Origin of the sequence: Ornithinicoccus halotolerans (genome assembly GCF_009602535.1) — a bacterium.
Lineage (GTDB): Bacteria > Actinomycetota > Actinomycetes > Actinomycetales > Dermatophilaceae > Ornithinicoccus > Ornithinicoccus halotolerans.
The window spans coordinates 1-20,196 of sequence record NZ_WIQI01000052.1; the positions used below are offsets into that span (position 1 = coordinate 1).

General features: G+C 73.5%; 17 protein-coding genes. 8 read left to right on the forward strand and 9 right to left on the reverse strand.

Translation table 11 applies throughout. The features are described 5' to 3' along the window. The 8 genes from GFJ45_RS16350 to GFJ45_RS10050 all read left to right on the forward strand — a co-directional run. The coding region (locus tag GFJ45_RS16350; RefSeq protein ID WP_228386811.1) for a beta propeller repeat protein at positions 1-961 on the forward strand (961 nt) is incomplete at its 5' end. Continuing rightward, positions 954-2,087: a TRAP transporter substrate-binding protein gene (locus GFJ45_RS10020; protein ID WP_228386813.1), complete on the forward strand. Its 1,134-nt coding sequence runs from the start codon at positions 954-956 to the stop codon at positions 2,085-2,087. The genes GFJ45_RS16350 and GFJ45_RS10020, both read left to right, overlap by 8 nt. Positions 2,088-2,161: 74 nt before the next feature. Further along, the gene (locus tag GFJ45_RS10025) at positions 2,162-2,812 is read left to right on the forward strand and encodes a TRAP transporter small permease (protein ID WP_153396749.1); all 651 of its coding nucleotides are present in this window, start codon (positions 2,162-2,164) and stop codon (positions 2,810-2,812) included. 3 nt (positions 2,813-2,815) lie between these two features. Further along, entirely contained in the window at positions 2,816-4,090 is a 1,275-nt protein-coding gene (locus tag GFJ45_RS10030; RefSeq protein ID WP_153396751.1) for a TRAP transporter large permease, read from the forward strand. Continuing rightward, entirely contained in the window at positions 4,087-5,043 is a 957-nt protein-coding gene (locus tag GFJ45_RS10035) for a sugar kinase (protein ID WP_228386815.1), read from the forward strand. Before GFJ45_RS10030 ends, GFJ45_RS10035 begins: the two co-directional genes overlap by 4 nt. A 5-nt stretch (positions 5,044-5,048) precedes the next feature. Further along, a complete protein-coding gene (locus GFJ45_RS10040; RefSeq protein ID WP_153396753.1) occupies positions 5,049-5,897 on the forward strand; it encodes a dihydrodipicolinate synthase family protein in 849 nt (282 codons plus the stop codon). Between the two features lie 145 nt (positions 5,898-6,042). Further along, positions 6,043-7,059, forward strand: a complete 1,017-nt coding sequence (locus GFJ45_RS10045; RefSeq protein WP_267128860.1) for a TAXI family TRAP transporter solute-binding subunit — start codon at positions 6,043-6,045, stop codon at positions 7,057-7,059. Between the two features lie 44 nt (positions 7,060-7,103). Then, on the forward strand, positions 7,104-9,161 hold the full coding sequence (locus GFJ45_RS10050) for a TRAP transporter permease (protein WP_153396755.1): 2,058 nt from the start codon (positions 7,104-7,106) through the stop codon (positions 9,159-9,161). Positions 9,162-9,191: 30 nt separating this feature from the next. On the opposite strand, the gene GFJ45_RS10055 is transcribed toward GFJ45_RS10050, so the two are convergent. From GFJ45_RS10055 to GFJ45_RS16355, 9 genes are all read right to left on the reverse strand, one after another. Beyond that, entirely contained in the window at positions 9,192-9,899 is a 708-nt protein-coding gene (locus GFJ45_RS10055; protein ID WP_194288614.1) for an LUD domain-containing protein, read from the reverse strand. Beyond that, positions 9,896-11,371, reverse strand: coding sequence for an LUD domain-containing protein (locus GFJ45_RS10060; protein ID WP_153396759.1), 1,476 nt, complete (start codon positions 11,369-11,371; stop codon positions 9,896-9,898). The genes GFJ45_RS10055 and GFJ45_RS10060 overlap by 4 nt, the downstream gene beginning before the upstream one ends. After that, complete coding sequence (locus GFJ45_RS10065) at positions 11,368-12,174, reverse strand: (Fe-S)-binding protein (RefSeq protein WP_153396761.1); 807 nt, start codon at positions 12,172-12,174, stop codon at positions 11,368-11,370. Before GFJ45_RS10065 ends, GFJ45_RS10060 begins: the two co-directional genes overlap by 4 nt. Further along, positions 12,171-13,505 (reverse strand): nickel pincer cofactor-dependent isomerase, group 22, encoded by a 1,335-nt coding sequence (locus GFJ45_RS10070; protein WP_153396763.1) that lies wholly within the window; start codon positions 13,503-13,505, stop codon positions 12,171-12,173. Before GFJ45_RS10070 ends, GFJ45_RS10065 begins: the two co-directional genes overlap by 4 nt. Further along, the gene (locus tag GFJ45_RS10075; RefSeq protein ID WP_153396765.1) at positions 13,502-14,992 is read right to left on the reverse strand and encodes an aldehyde dehydrogenase (NADP(+)); all 1,491 of its coding nucleotides are present in this window, start codon (positions 14,990-14,992) and stop codon (positions 13,502-13,504) included. The genes GFJ45_RS10070 and GFJ45_RS10075 overlap by 4 nt, the downstream gene beginning before the upstream one ends. 81 nt (positions 14,993-15,073) lie before the next feature. Beyond that, on the reverse strand, positions 15,074-17,884 hold the full coding sequence (locus GFJ45_RS10080) for a UxaA family hydrolase (protein ID WP_153396767.1): 2,811 nt from the start codon (positions 17,882-17,884) through the stop codon (positions 15,074-15,076). A 37-nt stretch (positions 17,885-17,921) separates the two neighbouring features. After that, a complete protein-coding gene (locus tag GFJ45_RS10085) occupies positions 17,922-18,695 on the reverse strand; it encodes an SDR family NAD(P)-dependent oxidoreductase (protein ID WP_228386817.1) in 774 nt (257 codons plus the stop codon). A gap of 38 nt (positions 18,696-18,733) precedes the next feature. Beyond that, positions 18,734-19,513 (reverse strand): SDR family NAD(P)-dependent oxidoreductase, encoded by a 780-nt coding sequence (locus GFJ45_RS10090; RefSeq protein WP_153396769.1) that lies wholly within the window; start codon positions 19,511-19,513, stop codon positions 18,734-18,736. 115 nt (positions 19,514-19,628) lie between these two features. Continuing rightward, positions 19,629-20,196 (reverse strand): diacylglycerol/lipid kinase family protein (locus tag GFJ45_RS16355; protein WP_407670391.1); only part of this gene is annotated, 568 nt, incomplete at its 5' end.

Genomic DNA, 20,196 nt, shown 5'->3' on the forward strand with positions numbered 1-20,196 from the left:
GGCCGTCGACGGTGCCGCGCTGCTGGACCACCCTGACGGGCTGGCGCGGCTCACCCCCGACGGGCAGGTGCGGCTGCTGGAGCCGGGCGTCGAGGTGGTCGCCCTCGGCACCCTGGCCGGGCCGCAGACCGGCCGGGCTGCCGGCACGCTGTGGGCCGGAGTGCGGGGCGGCCCGCTGCTGTTGCTCTCCGAGGACGGCGGCGACAGCTGGCGGGAGTCCGGCGACGGGCTGGGGTTCAACGCCACCAACGCCCTCGCGGCCGGCGGCTCGGCCGACGGTGATGACGGCAGTGACGGCGGTGAGGACACCGGTGACGAGCGCTCCGTGCTGCGAGCCGGCGGCAGCGGTCTGGCCGACGGCACCGGACAGGCGGGGGTGATGACCAGCAGCGACGGCGGCCGTACCTGGCAAGCCGACCAGGACCGGCTCAGCAACACCCACGTGACCGGGCTGCTGGCACGCCGGGAGCCGGTCACCCTCAGGGTCCGGGTCGCCGGCCGGCCCGGAGCACAGGTGCCGCTGCCGGTGTCCACCACCCGCTGGTACGCCGCGACGAACGGTTCCGGCGTGGCCACGCAGCGCCCGGCCGTCCCGGCGCTGGAGGCGGCCGGGCCGCTGCTGCCCGTGCTGCGGCTGGCGGAGCCGCTGCTGCTGGGGACGCTGCTGCTGGCGCTCACGGTGGCTGCCTACCGGCAGGCGCGGATCGGGCCGTTGCTGCAGCCCGAGCGCGGCGCCACGCGCGGCGCCAGCACCCTCGGCCACCGCCCCCGGCCGGGCCTCTACCCTGAGCCCGGCACCCCGCCCCGAGACGACCCTGACGACCACGCCGACCTGACGACCACGCCCACCCCTGACGACCCTGACGACCCTGATGACCACGACGACCCCGGCACCGCCGGCGACCCCGACCACTCCGAGACGTCCGACGATCCCGACACCAAGGAGAACCCCCATGCGTAGCACCCCCTTCCGCCGCCGTGCCCTGCCGGCGTCCTTCATCCTCGCCAGCATGCTGACCGTCACCGCCTGCGGCGGCGGCTTCGGCGGTGACGAGGAGGAGGGCGGTGACAACGGCGGCGACGGCGCTACCGGAACCGCCGGCGCCTCCGGCCCCGACCTGTCCGAGCCCCCGGAGATCGAGGGTGAGGTGATCTCCGACGGCGAGAGCTATGAGATCAAGTACGGCATCGGCCTGGCCGAGGACTCCCCGCAGGCGCTGTCGGTGGACTACTTCGCCGATATCCTCGATGAGCGCAGCGACGGCCGTATCACGGTCAGCCTGTTCCCGAACAGCCAGGTGGGCGACGACCTGCAGATGATGAACAACCTGCAGAGCGGGACCCTGGAGATGACGATGCCGTCCACCTCCCCGGCCACCTCGATCGTGCCGGAGCTGCAGCTGTTCGACCTGCCGTTCCTGTTCCCGACGCCGGAGGAGGCCGACGCGGTCCTCGACGGCGAGATCGGCCAGTCGATGCTGGACAGCTTCGAGGGCTCGGGCATCAAGGGACTGGCGTTCGCCGAGAACGGCTACCGGCAGCTGACCAACAGCCAGCACGCCGTGAGCAGCCCCGAGGACGTGCAGGGCCTGGACATCCGGGTCATGGAGAACCCCATCCAGGTCTCCATCTGGGAGACGCTGGGCGCCAACCCGACCTCGATGGCCTTCGGTGAGGTCTTCAGCGCCCTGGAGCAGGGCGTCGTCGACGGCCAGGAGAACCCCTGGTCCACGATCCTGACCTCGCGGTTCAACGAGGTGCAGGACTACGCCTCGGAGACCCGGCACGTCTACTCTCCGTTCATCATCATGATCGGCGAGGAGTTCTACAACGGGCTCAGCGAGGAGGACCAGCAGCTGATCCAGGAGGCTGCCGAGCAGTCCCGCGACTACCAGCGGCAGATTTCCCGGGAGATGGACACCTACTCCAAGGAGCAGCTCGCGTCGCAGGGCATGGAGGTCACCGAGCTGTCCGAGGAGGAGCTGGCCGCCTTCCAGGAGGCGACCCAGCCGGTCTACGAGCAGTGGCGTGACGAGATCGGCGGCGACCTGATCGACAGCGTCCAGGAGGAGCTCGGCCAGCGCTGAGCCCCGCGGCCAGGGCCGTGCGGGGCGCGCGAGACGCGCCCCGCACGGCCCGACCAGTACGAGAGGAGACCCGGGTGAGCGCCCAGCCCCCGAACCCCGACCAGCCCGACCGGCCCGACCGGCCCGACCGGCCCGACCGGCCGGAGCATGCCGGCGCCAAGGACCCCCGGACCGCGCTGGAGCTGTCCAAGCTGGACCACCACCAGCTCGAGGAGCAGGAGCAGGCCGAGCACCAGTGGCACGAGCACCTCCCGCTGCCCTTCCGGATCCTCGACACCGTGGTCAAGACCGTCATGGTCGTGCTCCTGGCGGCCCTGATCGTGGCCGTCGGCGCGAACGTGTTCGGCCGGTACGTGCTCAGCGAGTCCATCGCGGGTTCGGACGAGATGGCCCGCTTCCTGTTCATCTGGGTGATCTTCCTCGGCGCCGCCCTGGCCCACCTGCACCGCGAGCACATCGCGGTCGAGCTCGTCGTGGAGCGGCTGCCGGCGGGATGGCAGCGGGTCACCACGGTCGTGCAGGAGCTGGTCGTGCTGGGAGTGGTGCTGGCCCTGCTCTACAGCTCCACGCAGGTGCTGGCCATCTCCGCCGGCTCCTCGGCGCTGCTGGACGTCCCACTCTGGCTGATCAACATCTCGGTCCCGGTGTGCGCGGGGCTGATGGCGCTGATCACGCTCTACCGCATCGTCGTCGCGCTCCGCCCGACGTCCGCCCAGGAGGTGTGAGCAGTGACTCTCTGGCTCTTCTTCGGCATTCTCTTCCTCTGCATCGCCCTGGGCGTCCCGATCAGCTTCGCGCTGGGGCTGGCGGCGATCGCGATGATGCTGGCGATGGACGTCAGCTTTGCCATCCTGGTCGAGCAGGCGGTCCGCGGCGTGAACTCGTTCCCGCTGCTGGCCATCCCCTTCTTCATCCTCGTCGGCGAGATCATGAGCTACGGCGGGCTGGCCCGGCGGCTGGTGGCCTTCGCCCAGTCCCTCGTCGGCTTCATCGCCGGCGGGCTGGGCCAGGTCAACGTGGCGGCCTCGATGTTCTTCGGCGGCATCAGCGGCTCCGCGGTCGCGGACACCTCCGCCATCGGTGGCGTCATGATCCCGCCGATGAAGGAGCAGGGCTACACCGGCGGCCACGCGACCGCCATCACCGTCTCCAGCTCGGTGATCGGCATCATCATCCCGCCCTCGATCCCGCTGATCCTCTACGGGATCGTCACCAACACCTCCATCGGCCAGCTGTTCATGGCGGGGGTCATCCCCGGGGTCGTCATCGCGGTCGCGCTGATGGTGACCACGTTCCTCACCGCCCGGAAGCTGCCCGGTGGCGGCCGGCAGCCGTTCGACGCCCGGCAGCTGTGGCACAGCTTCCGGGGCGCCGCCTTCGGCCTGGTGCTGCCCATCATCATCGTCGGCGGCATCATGGCCGGTGTCTTCACGCCGACCGAGGCCGCGGTCGTCGCCGTCGGCTACTCGCTGCTGGTGTCGATGCTGGTCTACCGCGAGCTGCACGTGAAGGAGCTGTGGCCGATCCTGATCCGCACCGGCCGGCTCACCGGCATGGTGCTGTTCCTGCTGGCCATCGCGACCTCGGTCGCCTACCTGCTGACCACCGCCCAGGTGCCCCGGCAGATCGTCGACGCCACCGCGGCGCTGTCGACCAACCCCTACGTGGTGCTGGCGCTGGTCGCCCTCGTGCTGCTGCTGGTCGGGGTGGTCATGGACCTGACGCCCGCGATGATCATCCTCGCCCCCATCCTCACCCCGGTAGTGGTCGCCGTCGGCGTCCCGCCGGTCTACTTCGGGTTGCTGATGTCGCTGGTGCTGGGCATCGGGCTGATCACGCCGCCGGTCGGGACGGTCCTCTACGTCGGCTGCGCCGTCGGCAAGGTCCGGATGGAGGAGCTGCTGCGCGCCATGTGGCCGTTCTACCTGACCCTGATCGGCGTCGTGCTGCTGTTCATCGCGGTGCCCGACCTGGTGCTCTGGCTGCCTGAGGCGGTGCAGTGACCGCTACCGGTCCGGTGGTGGTGACCGCCGGGGAGACGATGCTGCTCGGCATCGCCGACCCGCCGGGCCGGCTGCGCCACGCCCGGTCGCTGGCGATGGGCATCGGGGGTGCCGAGTCCAACCTGGCGATCGGGCTGTCCCGGCTGGGCGTGCCCAGCCGCTGGGTGAGCCTGCTCGGCGACGACGAGCCCGGGCAGACGGTGCTGGACCGGGTCCGGGCCGAGGGCGTGGACACCTCCGCGGTGCGCCGCGTGCCCGGCCGGCCCACCGGCCTCTACCTGCGCGAGGAGGTCGGTGGCGCGGTCCGGGTGACCTACTACCGGGCCGGCTCGGCCGCCGCCACGCTGGCCCCCGAGGCCGTGGACGCCGCCGCCCTCACCGAGGGGCGGTGGCTGCACCTGACCGGCATCACCCCGCTGCTGTCGGCCAGCTGTGCCGACTTCGTGCGGTGGGCCGCCCAGGCGGCCCGGGACGCCGGCGTGCGGGTCAGCTTCGACGTCAACTACCGCTCCCGGCTGGGCAACGCCGAGGACGCGCGCGCCTTCACCGAGGAGCTGCTGCCGCTGGTGGACCTGCTGCTCGTCGGCACCGAGGAGGGCCGGGCGCTGTGGGACTGGCGCGACGACGAGACGCAGTCACGGACGCTGGCCGACATGGGTGCCCGCGAGGTCGTGGTCAAGCGCGGCGCCGAGGGCGCCGCGGTCCTCGTCGACGGCCAGTGGGTGGAGCACCCCGGCTTCCGGGTGCCCGAGCGGGACCCGATCGGGGCCGGTGACGCCTTCGCCGCCGGCTACCTCGCCGCCCACGTCGACGGGGCGAAGCCCGCCGACCGGCTCCGCACCGCCAACGCGCTGGGCGCGCTGTGCGTCCGCGCGCACGGCGACTTCGAGGGCCTGCCCAGCCGGCGGGAGCTCGACGACTTCCTCCACGACCGCACCGACCTCGGGAGATAGACCGCATGCTCGACGGCGTCTACGTCGCCAACGTCACCCCCTTCGACCCCGGCACCGGCGCCCTGGACGTGGCCTCCTACTGCGCCCACGTCGAGTGGCTGGCCGAGGCCGGCGTCCACGGCGTCGTGCCGTTCGGCACCAACGGTGAGGGGCCCTCGGCGTCGGTCGCGGAGAAGCAGCAGGTGCTCGCCGCGCTGGCCCGCCGCGACCTGCCGCTGCGGCAGCTGCCGACGGTGGCCGAGGGCAACCTGCCCGACACCCTCGACATGCTGGAGTTTCTGGACGACCTGGACGTCGAGGCGGTGCTGGTGCTGCCGCCCTACTACTTCCCCGCCCAGCCCGAGGGGCTGCGCCGCTTCTACGAGCTGGTGCTCGAGCGCACCCGGCACCCGGTGGTCGTCTACCACATCCCGAAGTACGCCCTCGCCGTCCCGGCCGAGGTGGTGACCGGGTTGCCGGTGTGGGGCGTGAAGGACTCCGGCGGGGAGGCCGCGTACGCCGCGCAGGTGCACGCGGCCGGCCAGGGGGTGCTGCTGGGCACCGAGGACGACTACCCCGGCCGGCTGGGCACCGCCAGTGCGGTGGTCTCGGCGCTGGCCAACGTGGTCCCGGAGGTCGCGCTGCGGGTCTACGGGCTGGTGCGGGCCGGGAAGCAGGCCGAGGCCGAGGAGGCCAACGCGTGGCTGCGGCGGATCCGAGCCGCGACCAAGGAGCACGCCTCCGCGGCCGTGCTGAAGGCGATGGCGCAGGCCCGCCACGGCGTCCCCATGGGCACGGTGCGGCTGCCGATGCTCCCGCTGCCCGGCGACTACGACGCCGCCGCGGTGCTCGCCGACCTCGGCGTCCAGCCGTAGCGGCCCTGGTCACGATCCGCTAACAGCCGCCTCGCGCGTCCACCACCTCGGCCTCCGGTGCTACTAGGGTATGGCCAGCCCTGCCGGGGGCAGGGAGTCCACGAGCGAACCGACCCGAGGCGGTATGACCATGACGGTGAAGCGGATGATGACGGCGACGGCCGCAGGGCTGGTGTTGGTCAGCCTGGCGGCGTGCGGCGGGGACGACGGCGGCGACAGCAACGGCGGTGACGGCGGCGGCGACACCACCGGGGCCGCCACGGGACAGGAGGGCGACTTCGTCACCGACCTGACCTTCGGCACCGGCGGCGCGGCGGGCACCTACTTCCCGCTCGGCTCGGAGTACGCCAACATCCTGGAGGACAACGTCGACGGGATCACCGTCAACGCGATCGAGACCGGCGCCTCGGTGGAGAACCTGGGCCAGATCTTCCAGGAGCAGATGCAGCTGGGGCTCACCCAGAACGACACCGCCATCGCGGCGATCAACGGTGAGGGCGACTTCGAGGGCGCCCAGGTCGACAACGTCGGCTGGATGGGCAAGCTCTACCCCGAGGCCGCCCACATCATCACCCTGGAGAGCGCCGGCATCGAGTCGGTGGAGGACCTGGAGGGCAAGCGGGTCGCGGTCGGCCCGCCCGGGAGCGGCACCCGCGCGGTGTCCGACGCCATCCTGGCCGCCCACGGCATCGAGGAGGGCGACTACGAGGCGTTCGAGGAGGAGTTCGGCGACGCCCAGGGGCTGCTGCAGGACGGCAACCTGGACGCCTCGATCTTCGTGATCGGCACCCCGTCCGGCTCGTTGAACGAGCTGGCCGCGACCAACGACGTCCACCTGGTCTCCCTCGAGCAGTCCGTCGCCGACGAGATCGCCGCCGACTCCAACTTCGAGACCTACACGCTGTCCTCCGACACCTACGACTTCCTCGAGGAGGACGTCACCACGCTGTCGGTGTTCGCCGCGCTGGTGGGCTCCACCACCCAGGTGAGCCCCGAGGTCGGCTACGAGATCACCAAGGCGATCTACGAGAACGCCGACCAGATCACGCTGCCGCAGGGCGACCTGATCACCGTGGAGGAGGCGCTCGTCGGTCAGGGTGACGTCCCGCTGCACCCCGGCGCCGAGCAGTACTTCCAGGAGCAGGGCCTGCTCAACGAGTGAGCGCTGCGGGACACTGACCACGGCGCGCGGCAGGAGACCAACGCGTGAGTAGCAGCGATCGCGAGGGGGCGCGCGGCGACCAGCCACCGGTCGCCGGCGCCCCCGACGCCACCCTCGGGAAGGGCCCGGCCCGGACCGACCGCCCGGCACCGGCGGACACCGAGCAGTCGGAGCAGGCCGCCAAGGTGCTGCGCCAGCACGACGCCTCCAGCCGGTTCCGGACCGACCTGGGGTGGTGGGCGTGGCTGATCGGCGGGCTGTCGGTCGCGCTGACCCTGTTCCAGCTCTACACCGCCCTGTTCGGTGCTCGTCCCTCGATGATCCAGGGCGCCATCCACCTGGGTGCCGCGTGCGGGATCATCTTCCTGCTCTACCCGGTCAGCAAGCGGGCCTCGGAGCGCCGGGGCGTGCCCTGGTACGACCTGGTGCTGTCGGCGCTGGCGCTGTCCGCGCACCTGTACCTGGTGCTGGAGTACGCCCGGCTGACCGGCCCGCAGGTGCGGATCCTGGGCTACACCGACCTGGACAAGGCGGTGGCGGTCACCGGCATCCTGCTGGTGCTGGAGGCCACCCGCCGCTGCGTCGGGCTGCCGATCGTGGTCATCGCCTCGGCGGCGATCCTCTACGGCATCTTCGGCAACTACTCACCGATCTTCTCCCACCGCGGCCGGCCGTGGGACGTCTTCGCCATCGAGACCTTCTTCACCGCCCGCTCCATCTTCGGCACGCCGATCCAGGTCTCGGCGACGTTCATCTTCCTGTTCCTGCTCTTCGCCGTCGTCCTGATCCGCACCAACATCGGCGCCTTCTTCAACGACCTCGCCTTCCGCGCCGCCGGCCGGTTCGCCGGCGGTCCCGCCAAGGCGGCCGTCGTCGCGAGCGGGCTGCAGGGCATGGTCTCGGGCAGCTCGGTCGCCAACACGGTGGCGTCCGGGTCGTTCACCATCCCGATCATGAAGCGGGCCGGCTTCAAGCCCCACGTCGCTGCCGCCACCGAGGCCTCGGCCTCCACCGGCGGCCAGATCATGCCGCCGATCATGGGCGCGGCCGCCTTCATCATGGCTGAGTACACCGGTGTCCCCTACCGGGAGATCATCGTGCTCGCGCTGATCCCGGCGCTGCTGTACTTCGCGGGCGTCTTCCTCAGCATCCACTTCGAGGCGCGGCGGCAGGGCATCAAGGGGCTGGCGGTCAAGGACCTGCCCCAGGTCCGCTCCCTCGTCCGCAGGATCGACCTGCTGCTGCCGCTGATCGTCATCATCGGCATGCTGCTGTCCGGCCGGACCCCCGCCTACGCCGCGCTGTACGGCATCGGCACGGCGCTGGTGCTCAGCTTCCTCCGGTCCGAGACCCGGCTGTCCCCCTGGGGGATCGTCCGGGTGCTGGAGGCCGGGGCTCGCACCGCGCTGCCGGTCATCGCGGCCTGCGCCACCGCCGGCATCGTGGCCGGCACGGTGACGGCGACCGGGCTCGGCGGCAAGCTCGCCGGCGGCATCCTGGACCTGGCGCAGGGCAACTTCATCCTCGTCCTGGTCTTCACGATGGTCGCCTGCATCCTGCTGGGCATGGGGCTGCCGACGACCGCGAACTATGTCGTGACCGCCACCATCGCGGCCCCGATCCTGCTCAGCCAGTTCGACGTCCCGCTCATCGCGGCGCACATGTTCGTCTTCTACTTCGGCATCCTGGCCGACATCACGCCGCCGGTCTGCCTGGCGGCCTACGCCGGCTCGGGCATCGCCGGGGCGAACCCGATGCGGGCGGGCGTGGCGGCCCTGCGAATCGCCGTCGTGGGCTTCATCATCCCGTTCATCTTCGTGCTGCAGCCGGCGCTGCTGCTGCAGGACGCCCAGTTCATGGAGGTGGCACTGCTGCTGGTCATGGCGCTGGTCGGGATGATCGGCATCGCCTCCGGGCTGAGCGGCTACCTGCTGGCCATCGGCCGCACCTGGGAACGGGTGCTGCTGGTCGTGGGCGGGATCCTGCTCATCTACCCCGACCTGCTCATCTCCATCCCGGGAGCCGCGGCGCTGGCCGTGGTGGCGTTCCTGCAGTACCAGCGGCGGGAACGCCGGGAGACGGGCACGCCGGCACCGGCCTGAGTCAGCGACTCACGCCGGCACCGGCCTGAGTCAGCGCCCGGCGTGCTCGCCCGGGGCCGCGTGCGGGGCCTGCTCGCGCACCGGCTCGGCGACCGGCTCCGGGTCCGCCGAGATCCCGGCGCCCGTGCCGGCCTCCTCGGCGGTCGCCGCGGCTCGCTCGCCCTCGCCCGCGGGGACCGTCGTCTCCGGAGCAGCCCCCACCAGCACGACGTGCAGCTCCACCGGGCCGTGCATGCCGCGCACGTGGACCTGCTCGATGTCCCCGGAGCTGCTCGGGCCGCTGATCAGCCGCATGCCGCTGGGCACCGGGCGGATCGCGGCGAGCGAGCGGAGCACCTCGGCGTAGCTGGCGTGCAGCCGCTCCACCGGGACCACCGCCACGTGGGCCGGTGGCACCAGCGCGGTGCGCCGCGGGTGATCCCGGTCGAAGACGAGCCCGATCGTCCCCGTGGCCGCTCCGGCGGCCACGGCCGTGGTCACCCCCACGTCGGCCGCCCACGGGTCGCTCACCCGGGCCAGCCCGGGCAGCACGTCGGCCAGCACCGGGTCGTCGTCGGCGACGACCTGCTTGCCGGCGCACAGCTCATGCACCAGCTCCCGGGCCGCGTCGGCGTCGGCGACCCGGTGGGTGGTGCCGCCGCGCCGCGCCAGCTCCTCGGTGAAGGTGTCGACCAGTCCGGGGCCGCCCGGCTCCGTCGGGCCGGTGCCGGTCGCCGCACCCGTCTGCCCGGCGGTCACCGACGGCCCCCGTCCCGGCGCCGGCGGCGCATCTGGCCGGCGTCCTTGGTCGAGGGCATCGATCGGCCGCGGGCCCAGCCCCCGGCCATCGGCAGCCGCCGCAGCACCCGCTCCGGCAGCACGGCCGAGGCACGGGCACCGGCGATGGTCGCCGCGAATCCAGCCCGGGAGGCCCAGGTCCGCGCCCATGCCCGCCAGGCGGCCCGTGTCGCCGGGCTGGCGGTCTCCTCCTGGTAGTCCGCACGGAGGTCCACCAGCATGTCCGGCAGCGGGATCTTCACCGGGCAGGCGTCCCCGCAGGCCCCGCACAGGCTCGACAGGTAGGGCAGGTCGCGGTCCTCGGGGCGGTCCGAGAGCAGCGGGGTGATCACCGCGCCGATCGGGCCGCCGTAGACGTTGCCGTAGGCGTGGCCGCCGCCGACCGCGCCGAAGACCGGGCACGCCGTCTGGCAGGCCCCGCACCGGATGCAGGCCAGCGCCTCCTCGTAGCGGGTGCCGACGATGTCGCTGCGGCCGCCGTCGAGGATGACGACGTGCAGCTCCTCGGGCCCGTCGGTCTCGCCCTCGCGGCGCGGGCCGTTGACCAGGGTCTGGTAGACGGTGATCTCCTGGTTGGCGCCGGCCTTGGACAGGATCGGCAGCAGCGTCTCCAGGTCGGCGAACTCCTGCACCACCTTCTCCAGCGTCATCACCGCGATGTGCACCGGCGGCTGGGAGGTGACCATGTCGGCGTTGCCCTCGTTGGTCACCAGCGCCAGCGTGCCGGTCTCGGCGACGGCGAAATTCACCCCGGAGATGCCCACGTCTGCGTTGCGGAAGTCCTCCCGCAGCTGCTCCCGGGCGAACGCGGCCAGGTCGTCGGGGTCGTCGCCCAGGTCGCGCCCGGCGATCGCCGAGAACCGGCGGCCCACGTCGGTCCGGGACAGGTGCACCGCGGGAGCGACGATGTGGGCGGGCCGCTCGTCGGCGATCTGGACGATGTACTCCCCCAGGTCGGTCTCGACGACCTCCACCCCGAGCCCGGTGAGGTGGTCGTTGAGGTGGATCTCCTCGCTGACCATGGACTTGGACTTCACGGCCAGCTGCGCCTGCCGCCGGGTGACGATCCGCTCGATGGCCGCCAGCGCCTCGGCGGCGTCCTTCGCGCGGTGCACGACGCCGCCGTTGGCCTCGATGTTCTCGGTGAGCCGGGCCAGGTTGCCCTCGAGGTCGGCGAGCGTGCGGCGGCGCAGGTAGGCGGCTCGCTCCCGCTGCTCGGCCCGGGCGCCGGGCCACCGGCCGATGTCCCACTCGCGGGTGCGGAGCGAGAGCCGGGCGCGGGTGGTCTCGGTCTCCGGCCGGTGGACGGCGTCGGCGACCATGAGCGGCAGCGGGCGGCGGTGCGGCGGGATGTGGGTGGAGGCGTACTCCGGCCGCTCCCGGTCGGTGCCGACCCGCTCGGCGCCGGCCAGTGCGCTCGAGCGCGGGCTCATGCGGTGCTCCTCTCGACGAGCGTCTCGCCGTGCCCGTCCTGCCCGCGGGCGTGGTCCAGCGCCCGGGACAGCAGCTCGGCCACGTGGATCACCGGCACCTCCGGCCCGCCGGCGCGGGACCGGCCGCCCAGGTGCAGCAGGCAGCCGGGGTCGGCGGAGACCAGGTAGTCCAGGTCGGCGGCGGCGGCCGCGCCCAGCTTGGCGTCACCCATCGCGCAGGACAGCTCCGGGAACTTGGTGGCGAAGGTGCCGCCGAACCCGCAGCAGCTCTCGGCGTTCTCCAGCTCGTGCAGCGTCAGCCCGCGCACCCGGCCCAGCACGGTGCGTGGCGACTGCTTCTCGCCCAGCATCCGGAGCATGTGGCAGGAGTCGTGCCAGCCGACACGTGCCGGCAGCTCCAGCGCCAGGTCGGCGCCCCAGGTGGCCAGGAACTGGGTGAGCTCGTAGGTGCGCGGCGCGGTGGCCGCGACCCGCTCGGCCATCCGCGACGAGCCCACCGACTCCTCGGCAGCCAGCCGCGGGTAGCCGTGGTGGACCGTGGACACGCAGGACCCGGAGGGGCTGACGACCGCCTCGTACCCGGCGAAGGTGTCCAGCCAGTGCCGGGCCAGCGTGGCGGCGGGCTCCCGGTGGCCGCTGTTCAGCGCCACCTGGCCGCAGCAGCTCTGCCCGGCCGGCACGTCGACCTCGACGCCGAGCGCCTCCAGCAGCCGCTTGGCCCCGGTCGCGGCCGGCGCCATCGCCAGGTCAGCGGCGCAGGAGGCGAACAGCGCCACCCGGCGCGGCATCGGCCCCGCGGTCACGCGGGGTCCTCGGGCCAGGCCGGGAGCCCGCCCTCGGCGGTGAACTCCACCGGCACCGGGTCACCGACCACCTCCAGGTCGTCGTGACCGGCCAGCTCGGCCAGCAGCGGTTCGCTGACCATCATCTTCCCCAGCTGGAGGGTGTTGACGACGCGGGCCATCCGCAGCGCGGACAGGTCCCGCCGGCCGCTCATGCGGGCCGCCGCGTGCACCACGTCGCGGTCGGTGGGCAGCACCATCGGCGTACGGCTGCGCCGCAGCCCGCCGGTGCTGGAGGTGAGCGCGTTGATCCAGCTGGCGCGCAGGTCCAGCTGGGCGGCCATCCGCATCGGGATGACGTCGGCCAGCCCCAGCCCGGAGGCGTTGCCGTGGGACTCCTCGGTGAGGCTGTGCACGGTGATCGCCGAGATGTGCGGCCCGGCGGGCTCGGGCACCCGCGGCACCCAGAACCGGCCGATGACGTTGGTGTCCATGCCGGCGCCGGAGACGTTCTTGCCCATCTCGTCGACGACCAGCAGGTCCAGGTCCTCGAACGGCAGGTGCCCGTGCAGGCTGCGGGCCCGCTCCAGCAGCTGCCGCTCCTGGTCGCCGGCGATGCCGGCGGGGGGAACGACCTCCACGTGGGCGGTGCGGCCCAGCTCGTCCTCGACGATGGCCACGCCGCCGAGCAGCACCCCCTTGTCCTTCATCACCTGCGAGATCTCGCTGATCACCCGCGGCAGCTCGGCGCTGCCGTCGGCGTGGGTGAGGGTGGCCCCGGAGATGTTGCCCAGGCCGATCGCCGACATCTTGGCCAGCCCGCTGCCGAAGTCACCGGCGAAGTCGGTGTGCGGCTTGACCCGGTTCACCAGGATGACGCCGTCGCCCTGGGAGACTGCCCGGTCCAGCCGCACCGTCACCCCCGAGGCGGTCTGGCCAAGCTCGATGGTCTCGATGGTGGCCACGACCGGCACCCCCATCGTGTCCTCGGTGATGCCGTAGTCGGCCAGCACCTGCGCCTGTCCGGCGGCCTCCGAGGAGCCGTGCGAACCCATCGCGGGCACGATGAACGGCTCGGCGCCCACCGCCTGCAACGCCCGGACGGTGGCTCCCACGACGGTGGCGACGTCCCGGATGCCCCGGCTGCCGGCCCCGACGGCGATGCGCTTGCCGGTCAGGCCGCCCAGCGACTCCGCGAGCGCGGCGATGCCCGGGCCGACGACGCCGTCGACGTCCACGTCGGCCTCGGGGCGCGCCTTCCTGCGCACCAGCGCCCACGGCGGCAGCGACGCCCCGTCGGGCAGGTCCACGTGCAGGTCGGCGACGGGGTCCAGCAGCCGGGGGGTACTCATCGGGTGACGTCCTCCGTGGTCAGCTCTCCGTTGACCCGGCGCAGCAGGCCGCCGGGGTTGGCGTCGCGCAGCGGCTCCGGCAGCAGCGCGTCCGGCACGTCCTGGAAGACGACCGGGCGCTGGAACCGGCGGATCGCGGTCATCCCGACCGAGGTGTGGCTCGGCGCCGTCGTGGCCGGGTAGGGACCACCGTGGTGCTGGGCCCAGGAGACCGCCACGCCGGTGGGCCAGCCGTTCCACAGCACCCGGCCGGCCCGCTCCCGCAGCTCGTGCAGCAGCGGCTGCACCTGCTCGGCCTCGTCCTCCTGGGCGTGCACGGTGGCGGTGAGGCTGCCGGCGAACGCCCGGGCGGCCTCGAGGGCCTGGTCGGTGTCGTCGTACTCGACCACGATCGAGGTGGGGCCGAAGCACTCGGTCAGCATCGCGTCCCGGTCCTCGAGCAGCGAGGCGACGTCGGTGGCCAGCAGCGTCGGCGCGGCGGTGCCGCCCTCGGCATCCACGGCGCCGCGGTGCAGCACCCGGATGCCGGGCCGCTCCGCCAGCTCGTCGAGCACGGTGCTGTGGCCCTGGTGGATGCGCTCGTTGAGCATCGGGCCGGCCTGGGCGGCGGCGACGTTGTCGACGAGCTCGTCGACCAGCCCGCTGCCGCGGGGAAGGAACAGCAGCCCCGGCTTGGTGCAGAACTGGCCGACGCCGAGGGTGAAGGAGCCCAGGTAGCCGTCAGCGAGCTGGGAGCCCCGCGCCTCCACGGCGCCGGGGGTGACGAAGACCGGGTTGAGGCTTCCCATCTCGGCGTAGAACGGGATCGGGGTCTCCCGCTCGGCGGCCACGCCGTAGAGGAAGCGGCCGCCGGCCTCGGAGCCGGTGAAGCTGCCGGCGCGCAGCCGCTCGTCCTTCAGCGCGGTCACTCCGGCCTCCTGGCCCTGGATCAGGGCGAAGGCACCCTCGGGGAGCCCTGCCTCGGCGACCGCCTGGGAGACCACCTCGGCGGTGCGCTCGGAGGTCCGCGGGTGGCCCGGGTGGGCCTTGACCACGACCGGGCAGCCGGCGGCCAGCGCGGAGGCGGTGTCGCCGCCGGCCACGCTGAAGGCGAACGGGAAGTTGCTGGCGGCGAACACCAGCACCGGCCCGATCGGCAGCTGCATCCGGCGCAGGTCCGGCCGCGGCACCGGGTTGGCGTCGGGGTCGGCGGTGTCGATGATCACGTCCAGCAGCTGGTCAGGGCCCTCCAGCCCCTGGGCGAACATCCGCAGCTGCCCAGTGGTGCGGCCCACCTCGCCGGTGAGCCGGGCGTTGGGCAGGTGGCTCTCCTCCTCGGCCAGCGCGACCAGCTCCTCGGCGGCGCGGTCCAGGGCGTCGGCGATCCCGCGCAGCGCTCCGGCGCGCTCGGCGGCGCTGGTCTCGGCCAGCACGGGGGCGGCGTCGGCGGCGGCCTGCAGCACCCGGTCCAGGGTGGCGGCGTCGGTCTCGGTGGTAGTGGCAGTCATGCGGTCGACCTCCAGTCGGGTCCGTCGTTCAGTCGGTCCGTCGTCGTTCTGCGTGTCCGGCTCGCCGGCCCACGCGCCCGGTCACATCGAGACGCCCAGCAGCCCCCGGCTGACCTGGAAGCCCACCAGGCCCGCCCGGGCGGCCACCGGCTGGTAGCGGCCCTCGGCCGCGGCGACGGCCAGGCGCGTCAGCGCCAGTGCCGGGTCGCGGCCGGTCGCGCCGGTTCCGGTGTTGCTGGTCCCATTCTCCCCCGCGGCCGGTGATCCTGCCGCCTGGGCCCCTTCGCCCAGCACGGCAGCGACCTCGGGCGTGACCTCCTCGCCGGGCAGCATCGGCAGGTCCAGGTCGCGGCCCTGCCGGCGCACCGTGCCGGGGTCGGCCGACACCTGGACCAGAGGCACGAACGGGTGCCCGGGGATGGTCACGTCGGCCACGTGCACCACGATGGCGGCGGCGCCGCCGGCGGCCAGCGCGGCCTGCGCCTCCAGCCAGTCCTCACCGGGCCCGGCGACCACGTGCAGGCCGGCGACCTCGGGCGCGGCGCCGTGCGGGAGGGTGACCGCCACGTCCTGCTCGGCCAGCCCCACGGCGGCACGGAAGGCCGCCGAGGCCAGCAGCGGGCTGCCGTCCACGAGCAGCACCGACAGCCCCGCGTCGAGCGCGGCCCGGGCGACCCGGCCCAGGTCGCGTGCACCGTCCTCCGGCACCGGCCCGATCGCGTGCAGGGCCAGCGTGCTGCCCGCCGGGGCGTGCTCCTGGTCGGCGCTGCCGGCCGGGGAGTCCACCGGCGGCTGCGCGGCGAACCAGTCGGTCACCTTGGCCTCGACCGCGTCGATGCCGCCGTCGAGCTGGATGCTGGCCCAGCCCACCGAGTCCAGCCCGATGTCGGCCTCGGTGAGCCGCTCCCGGAAGTAGTCGTTGTGGGTCTTCTCGCAGCCGTGCTCCAGCAGCAGCGCGTGCGCCACCCGCGGGTGCTGCACGTGGCCCAGCACGACACGGCTGTACAGCCGCTCGGAGGCGCCGCTGGAAGAGCCGCAGCCCTCGGTGTGCACCGGCGCGGCGAACCGCTGCAGCCCGCCGTGGCCGCTCCCGGTGAGGTGGTCGGCGATGCGGCGGGCGACCTGGCCGGAGCAGATGCTGGTCGGCATCACCAGGCCCACGTCGCGCGGCACCCGGGTAGCGGCCAGCACGCCGCTGAGTGCGGGGTCGCGGGCCGGCTCCGGCTGCTGGGCCAGCGGGAGCGGCTTGCCGTCGGCGTCCTCGTCGGCCAGCGCCTCCTCGGGGCTGGCCGCCGGGTCCTCGGGGCCGCGCTGCCACTCCCGCCACAACGAGACCTGGCTGTGGCCGGCGCGCTCCCCCGCGCTGCGCTCGCCGGAGCTGACCGCGACGGTCAGGTCCAGCACCTCCTGGGTGAGCTGCTCCATCGGGGTCCCGGTGAGCAGCCGGCCGGCGTCGACGTCCATCTCCGCCGGCAGCATCCGGTAGCGGCCGGTGGTGGTGACCATCTTCACGGTCGGCACGAACGGGAAGTTGGTGACCGAGCCGTTGCCGGTGGTGAAGAAGATGATGTTGGCGCCGGTGGCGACCTCGCCGGCGATCGACTCCAGGTCGTTGCCGGGGCTGTCCATGAACACGTACCCCGGCCCGGGCAGCGGCTCGGCGTAGTCGAGGACGTGGTCCAGCCGCACCCGCGGGTCCAGCTTGCGGCAGGCACCCAGCGACTTGATGGAGATGTTGTACAGGCCCCGCCACAGGTTGCCGCCCGAGGGGTTGCCCTCGGCGGTGTGGCCGTGCCGCTGCACCTGCTCCTTGAACCGCTCGACCACTTGCAGGAATCGGGTGGCGATGCCGGTGTCGCGGCAGCGCGACAGCACGTAGTCCTCGGCGCCGATCAGCTCGTCGGTCTCGGCCAGGATCGCGGAGCCGCCGCGGCGGACCAGCTCCCCGGCGACCGAGCCGGCCAGCGGGTTGGCGCTGATGCCGCTGAAGGCGTCCGAGCCGCCGCACTGCAGCGCCAGCGTCAGCGCCGACAGCGGCTGCTCGGTGCGTTCGGCCACCACCTGCGGCACCCAGGCCCGGATGACCGCCTCGGCACGGGCCAGGTCCTCCTCGACGGTGCCCTCCCGGGTCAGGTAGGCGCGGGGCCGGCCGGTCTCCGGGTAGTCGTGGTCGCGCAGGTAGCCCTGCAGGTCGGCGTTGCCGATCCCGCCGGGCTCGTCGATCGCCAGCAGCGCCCCGATGTTGGGGTGGACGGCGTACCCGGCCAGGGTGCGCAGCACCAGCTCCCGGTTGTGGCTGATCCGGCGCCGCCCGCCCTCGGTGTGCACGACGGTGACCAGCGGGTCCAGCCCGGGCTCGGTGCGGCCCACGTCGGACAGCCGGCGGGCCAGCGCCTCGACGAACGCGCCGGTGCGCGAGGACGTCGCCACCACCACGATGTGGTTGCGGGTGCCGACTCCCAGCCCGGGGCCGCGGTCGTAGCCGAGGAAGGTGCGCCCGTCCTCGACCGGGCTGATCTGGTCGGCGGGGACGAACGTCTCGGGGTCGAAGTCCGGCGGGTCCAGCTCCCGGTCGACGGCGTTGGGCTCCTCGGGGAAGTCGCCCTCGACGTGGCGGTGGACCAGCATGTCCTGGATCCGTGCCGTCATCACGTAGTCGCCGGCGGCGATCGGCCGCGTCGCGACCGCGAACGGCAGCCCCCAGGACAGCAGCCGCTCCCCCGCCGCGACGTCGCGCACCGCGAACCGGTGCCCCTCCATCACGGTGTGGCGAGCGGCCACCTCGCCGTCGGGCAGCGGCAGCTCCGTGCCGGGGTCCAGCCGCCGTGTCGCCACGGCCACGTTGTCCCCGGCGGTCGGCAGGATGCCGACGTCTCCCACCAGGACGCTCATCTGCTCACCTGTCTGTTGTTGGTGTCGCGGGGCTCCCTCAGCCGAGGAAGTGCTGGCCGCCGTTGACCGGCAGCACCTGGCCGGTGACGTAGCCGCTGAGCTCGTCGCTGGCGAGGAACAGCACCGGCCCGACGCAGTCCTCCGGGTCGCCGGCGCGGCCCATGGGGATGGTGCCGACCATGGCGGTCATCGCCTCCGGCGGCGTCCACTTCTCGTGGAACGGGGTCGTGATGACGCCGGGGGCCAGGCAGTTGACGCGCACCCCGTGCGGGGCCATCTCCTTGGCCAGCGCCCGGGTGTAGGTGGTGATCGCGCCCTTGCTGGTCGCGTAGATCGCCGCGCCGGGCCCGCCGCCGGTGACGGCGGCGACCGAGCCGACGGTGACGACCGAGCCGCGGCCGCGGTCGCGCATGCCGGGCACGACGGCGTCGCACAGCGCCGCCACCTGACCGACGTTGAGGGCCAGCACCTGCTCGACGAACTCGGGGGTCACCTCGCCGGTGGGGCGGCGCTCCACCAGCCCCCCGGCGTTGTTGACCAGCACGTCGATCTCACCGAGGGCGCCGGTGACCTCCTCGGCCAGCGCCGGGGCGTTGCGCGGCTCGGACAGGTCGGCCCGGAACGCCTGCGCCTGCCCGCCGGCACCGGTGATCTCGGCCACGACGCCCTCGGCGGCGTCGGCGCTGCTGTTGTAGTGCACCGCCACCCGGGCGCCGGCGGCGCCGAACGCCTTGGCGAGCGCGGCCCCGATCCCGGTGCTGGCGCCGGTGATAAGGACAACCTGGTCGGTGAAGCTGATCTGCATCTGCATCTGCGTCCTTCCGTTGGGCGGTGCTCGGGTCGTGTCGGTCAGCGGGCGGCGGGCAGCCGCAGGCTGGTCAGGCCGCCGTCGACGGTCAGCGAGACGCCGGTGGTGGCGCCCGCGCCCGGGGAGGCGAGGTAGGCGATCGCCTCGGCGACCTCCTGGGCGCTGACCAGCCGGCCGGTCGGCTGCCGGGCCTCCAGGGCGGCGCGCTCGGCGGCCGGGTCGTCGGCGGCGTCCAGCAGCCGGGACACCCACGGGGTGTCGGCGGTGCCGGGGTTGACGCAGTTGACCCGGACCCCGTCGGCCAGGTGGTCGGCGGCCATCGCCCGGGTGAGCGAGAGGACCGCGCCCTTGCTGGCCGAGTACAGCGCCCGCTGCGGCAGGCCCACGTCCGCCGAGACCGAGCAGGTGTTCACGATCGCGGCCCGCTCGGAGCGGCGCAGGTGCGGCAGCACCGCCCGGGTGACCCGCACCAGGCCCAGCACGTTGACGTCGAGGACCCGCTGCCACTCCTCGATCGCGTTGTCGGTGACCGACCCGGCCGCGCCGACCCCGGCGTTGTTGACCAGCACGTCGATGCCGCCGGTCCGCTCGACGACCTGGGCCACGGCTGCGTCGACCGCGTCCTGGTCGGTCACGTCGGCGGCCAGCACCTCGATCCCCTCGGCCGTGGTCGTGGCCAGCCGGTCCAGCCCCACGACGGTGGCACCGCGGGCGGCCAGCAAGGCCGCGGCGGTGGCGCCGATACCCGAGGCGGCCCCGGTGACGACGGCGGTCAGCCCCGCGAAGTCACCGGACTGGGAGGAGACGGCGGTGTCGGTCATGCATCAGCCTTTCGTGCCCGCGGGCGGCTTCACGCCCGCGGCGGGTCGGGGAGGTCAGCGGGAGTACCGCCCACTCTAGGGGGTAATCATCTGATGTCTGTAGTGTGCCACGCCACTACCCGGTGCTGCGGATGCGCCAGCAGTGCGGGACGAGGCGCCAGCTGCGCTCCATCCGGCGGTCCTCGACCTCGCCGTCGGTGTTGACCAGGAACGCCTCCTCCGGCGCGGTGGCGACGACCTGCACGTGCTTGCCCTGCAGCACCCGGACGTCGTCACGGTCCAGGTGCGTGCCGCGGCGCAGGTCGATCCCGTAGCCGGCGCGGGCGAGCGGGGAGTCCGCCGTCGCCACGATCACGTCGGCCACCGCGTCGTCGGGCCGGGCCTGCGGCGCGACCGGGGCGCCGCCGCCGATGCTCGTCCCGAGCGCGACGGTGACCATGAGGACGCGCCGGGAGCCGTCCTCGACCTCCTCGCCGTCCACGCGGACCCGAAGCAGCCGGCCCGGTGCGGTGAACCCGGCACGCACGGCCCCGAACGCGTAGCCCAGCGTGCCGAGGAAGCGCTTGACGTCCTGGGCGTGCGCGGTGGCCTGGGCGCTCACCCCGGCGTGCGCGACGTTGACGACCACGCCGCCGCCCTCGTCCCGCAGCAGGTCGGCCGGGCGGGGCGTGCCGTGCAGCGCC

Excerpts from the sequence above, each read along its gene's own strand:
- GFJ45_RS10020 (WP_228386813.1), top strand. The coding sequence starts at position 954 with ATGCGTAGCACCCCCTTCCGCCGCCGTGCCCTGCCGGCGTCCTTCATC.
- GFJ45_RS10040 (WP_153396753.1), top strand. The coding sequence starts at position 5,049 with ATGCTCGACGGCGTCTACGTCGCCAACGTCACCCCCTTCGACCCCGGC.
- GFJ45_RS10045 (WP_267128860.1), top strand. The coding sequence starts at position 6,043 with ATGATGACGGCGACGGCCGCAGGGCTGGTGTTGGTCAGCCTGGCGGCG.
- GFJ45_RS10060 (WP_153396759.1), bottom strand. The coding sequence starts at position 11,371 with ATGAGCCCGCGCTCGAGCGCACTGGCCGGCGCCGAGCGGGTCGGCACC.
- GFJ45_RS10070 (WP_153396763.1), bottom strand. The coding sequence starts at position 13,505 with ATGAGTACCCCCCGGCTGCTGGACCCCGTCGCCGACCTGCACGTGGAC.
- GFJ45_RS10075 (WP_153396765.1), bottom strand. The coding sequence starts at position 14,992 with ATGACTGCCACTACCACCGAGACCGACGCCGCCACCCTGGACCGGGTG.
- GFJ45_RS10080 (WP_153396767.1), bottom strand. The coding sequence starts at position 17,884 with ATGAGCGTCCTGGTGGGAGACGTCGGCATCCTGCCGACCGCCGGGGAC.
- GFJ45_RS10085 (WP_228386817.1), bottom strand. The coding sequence starts at position 18,695 with ATGCAGATGCAGATCAGCTTCACCGACCAGGTTGTCCTTATCACCGGC.
- GFJ45_RS10090 (WP_153396769.1), bottom strand. The coding sequence starts at position 19,513 with ATGACCGACACCGCCGTCTCCTCCCAGTCCGGTGACTTCGCGGGGCTG.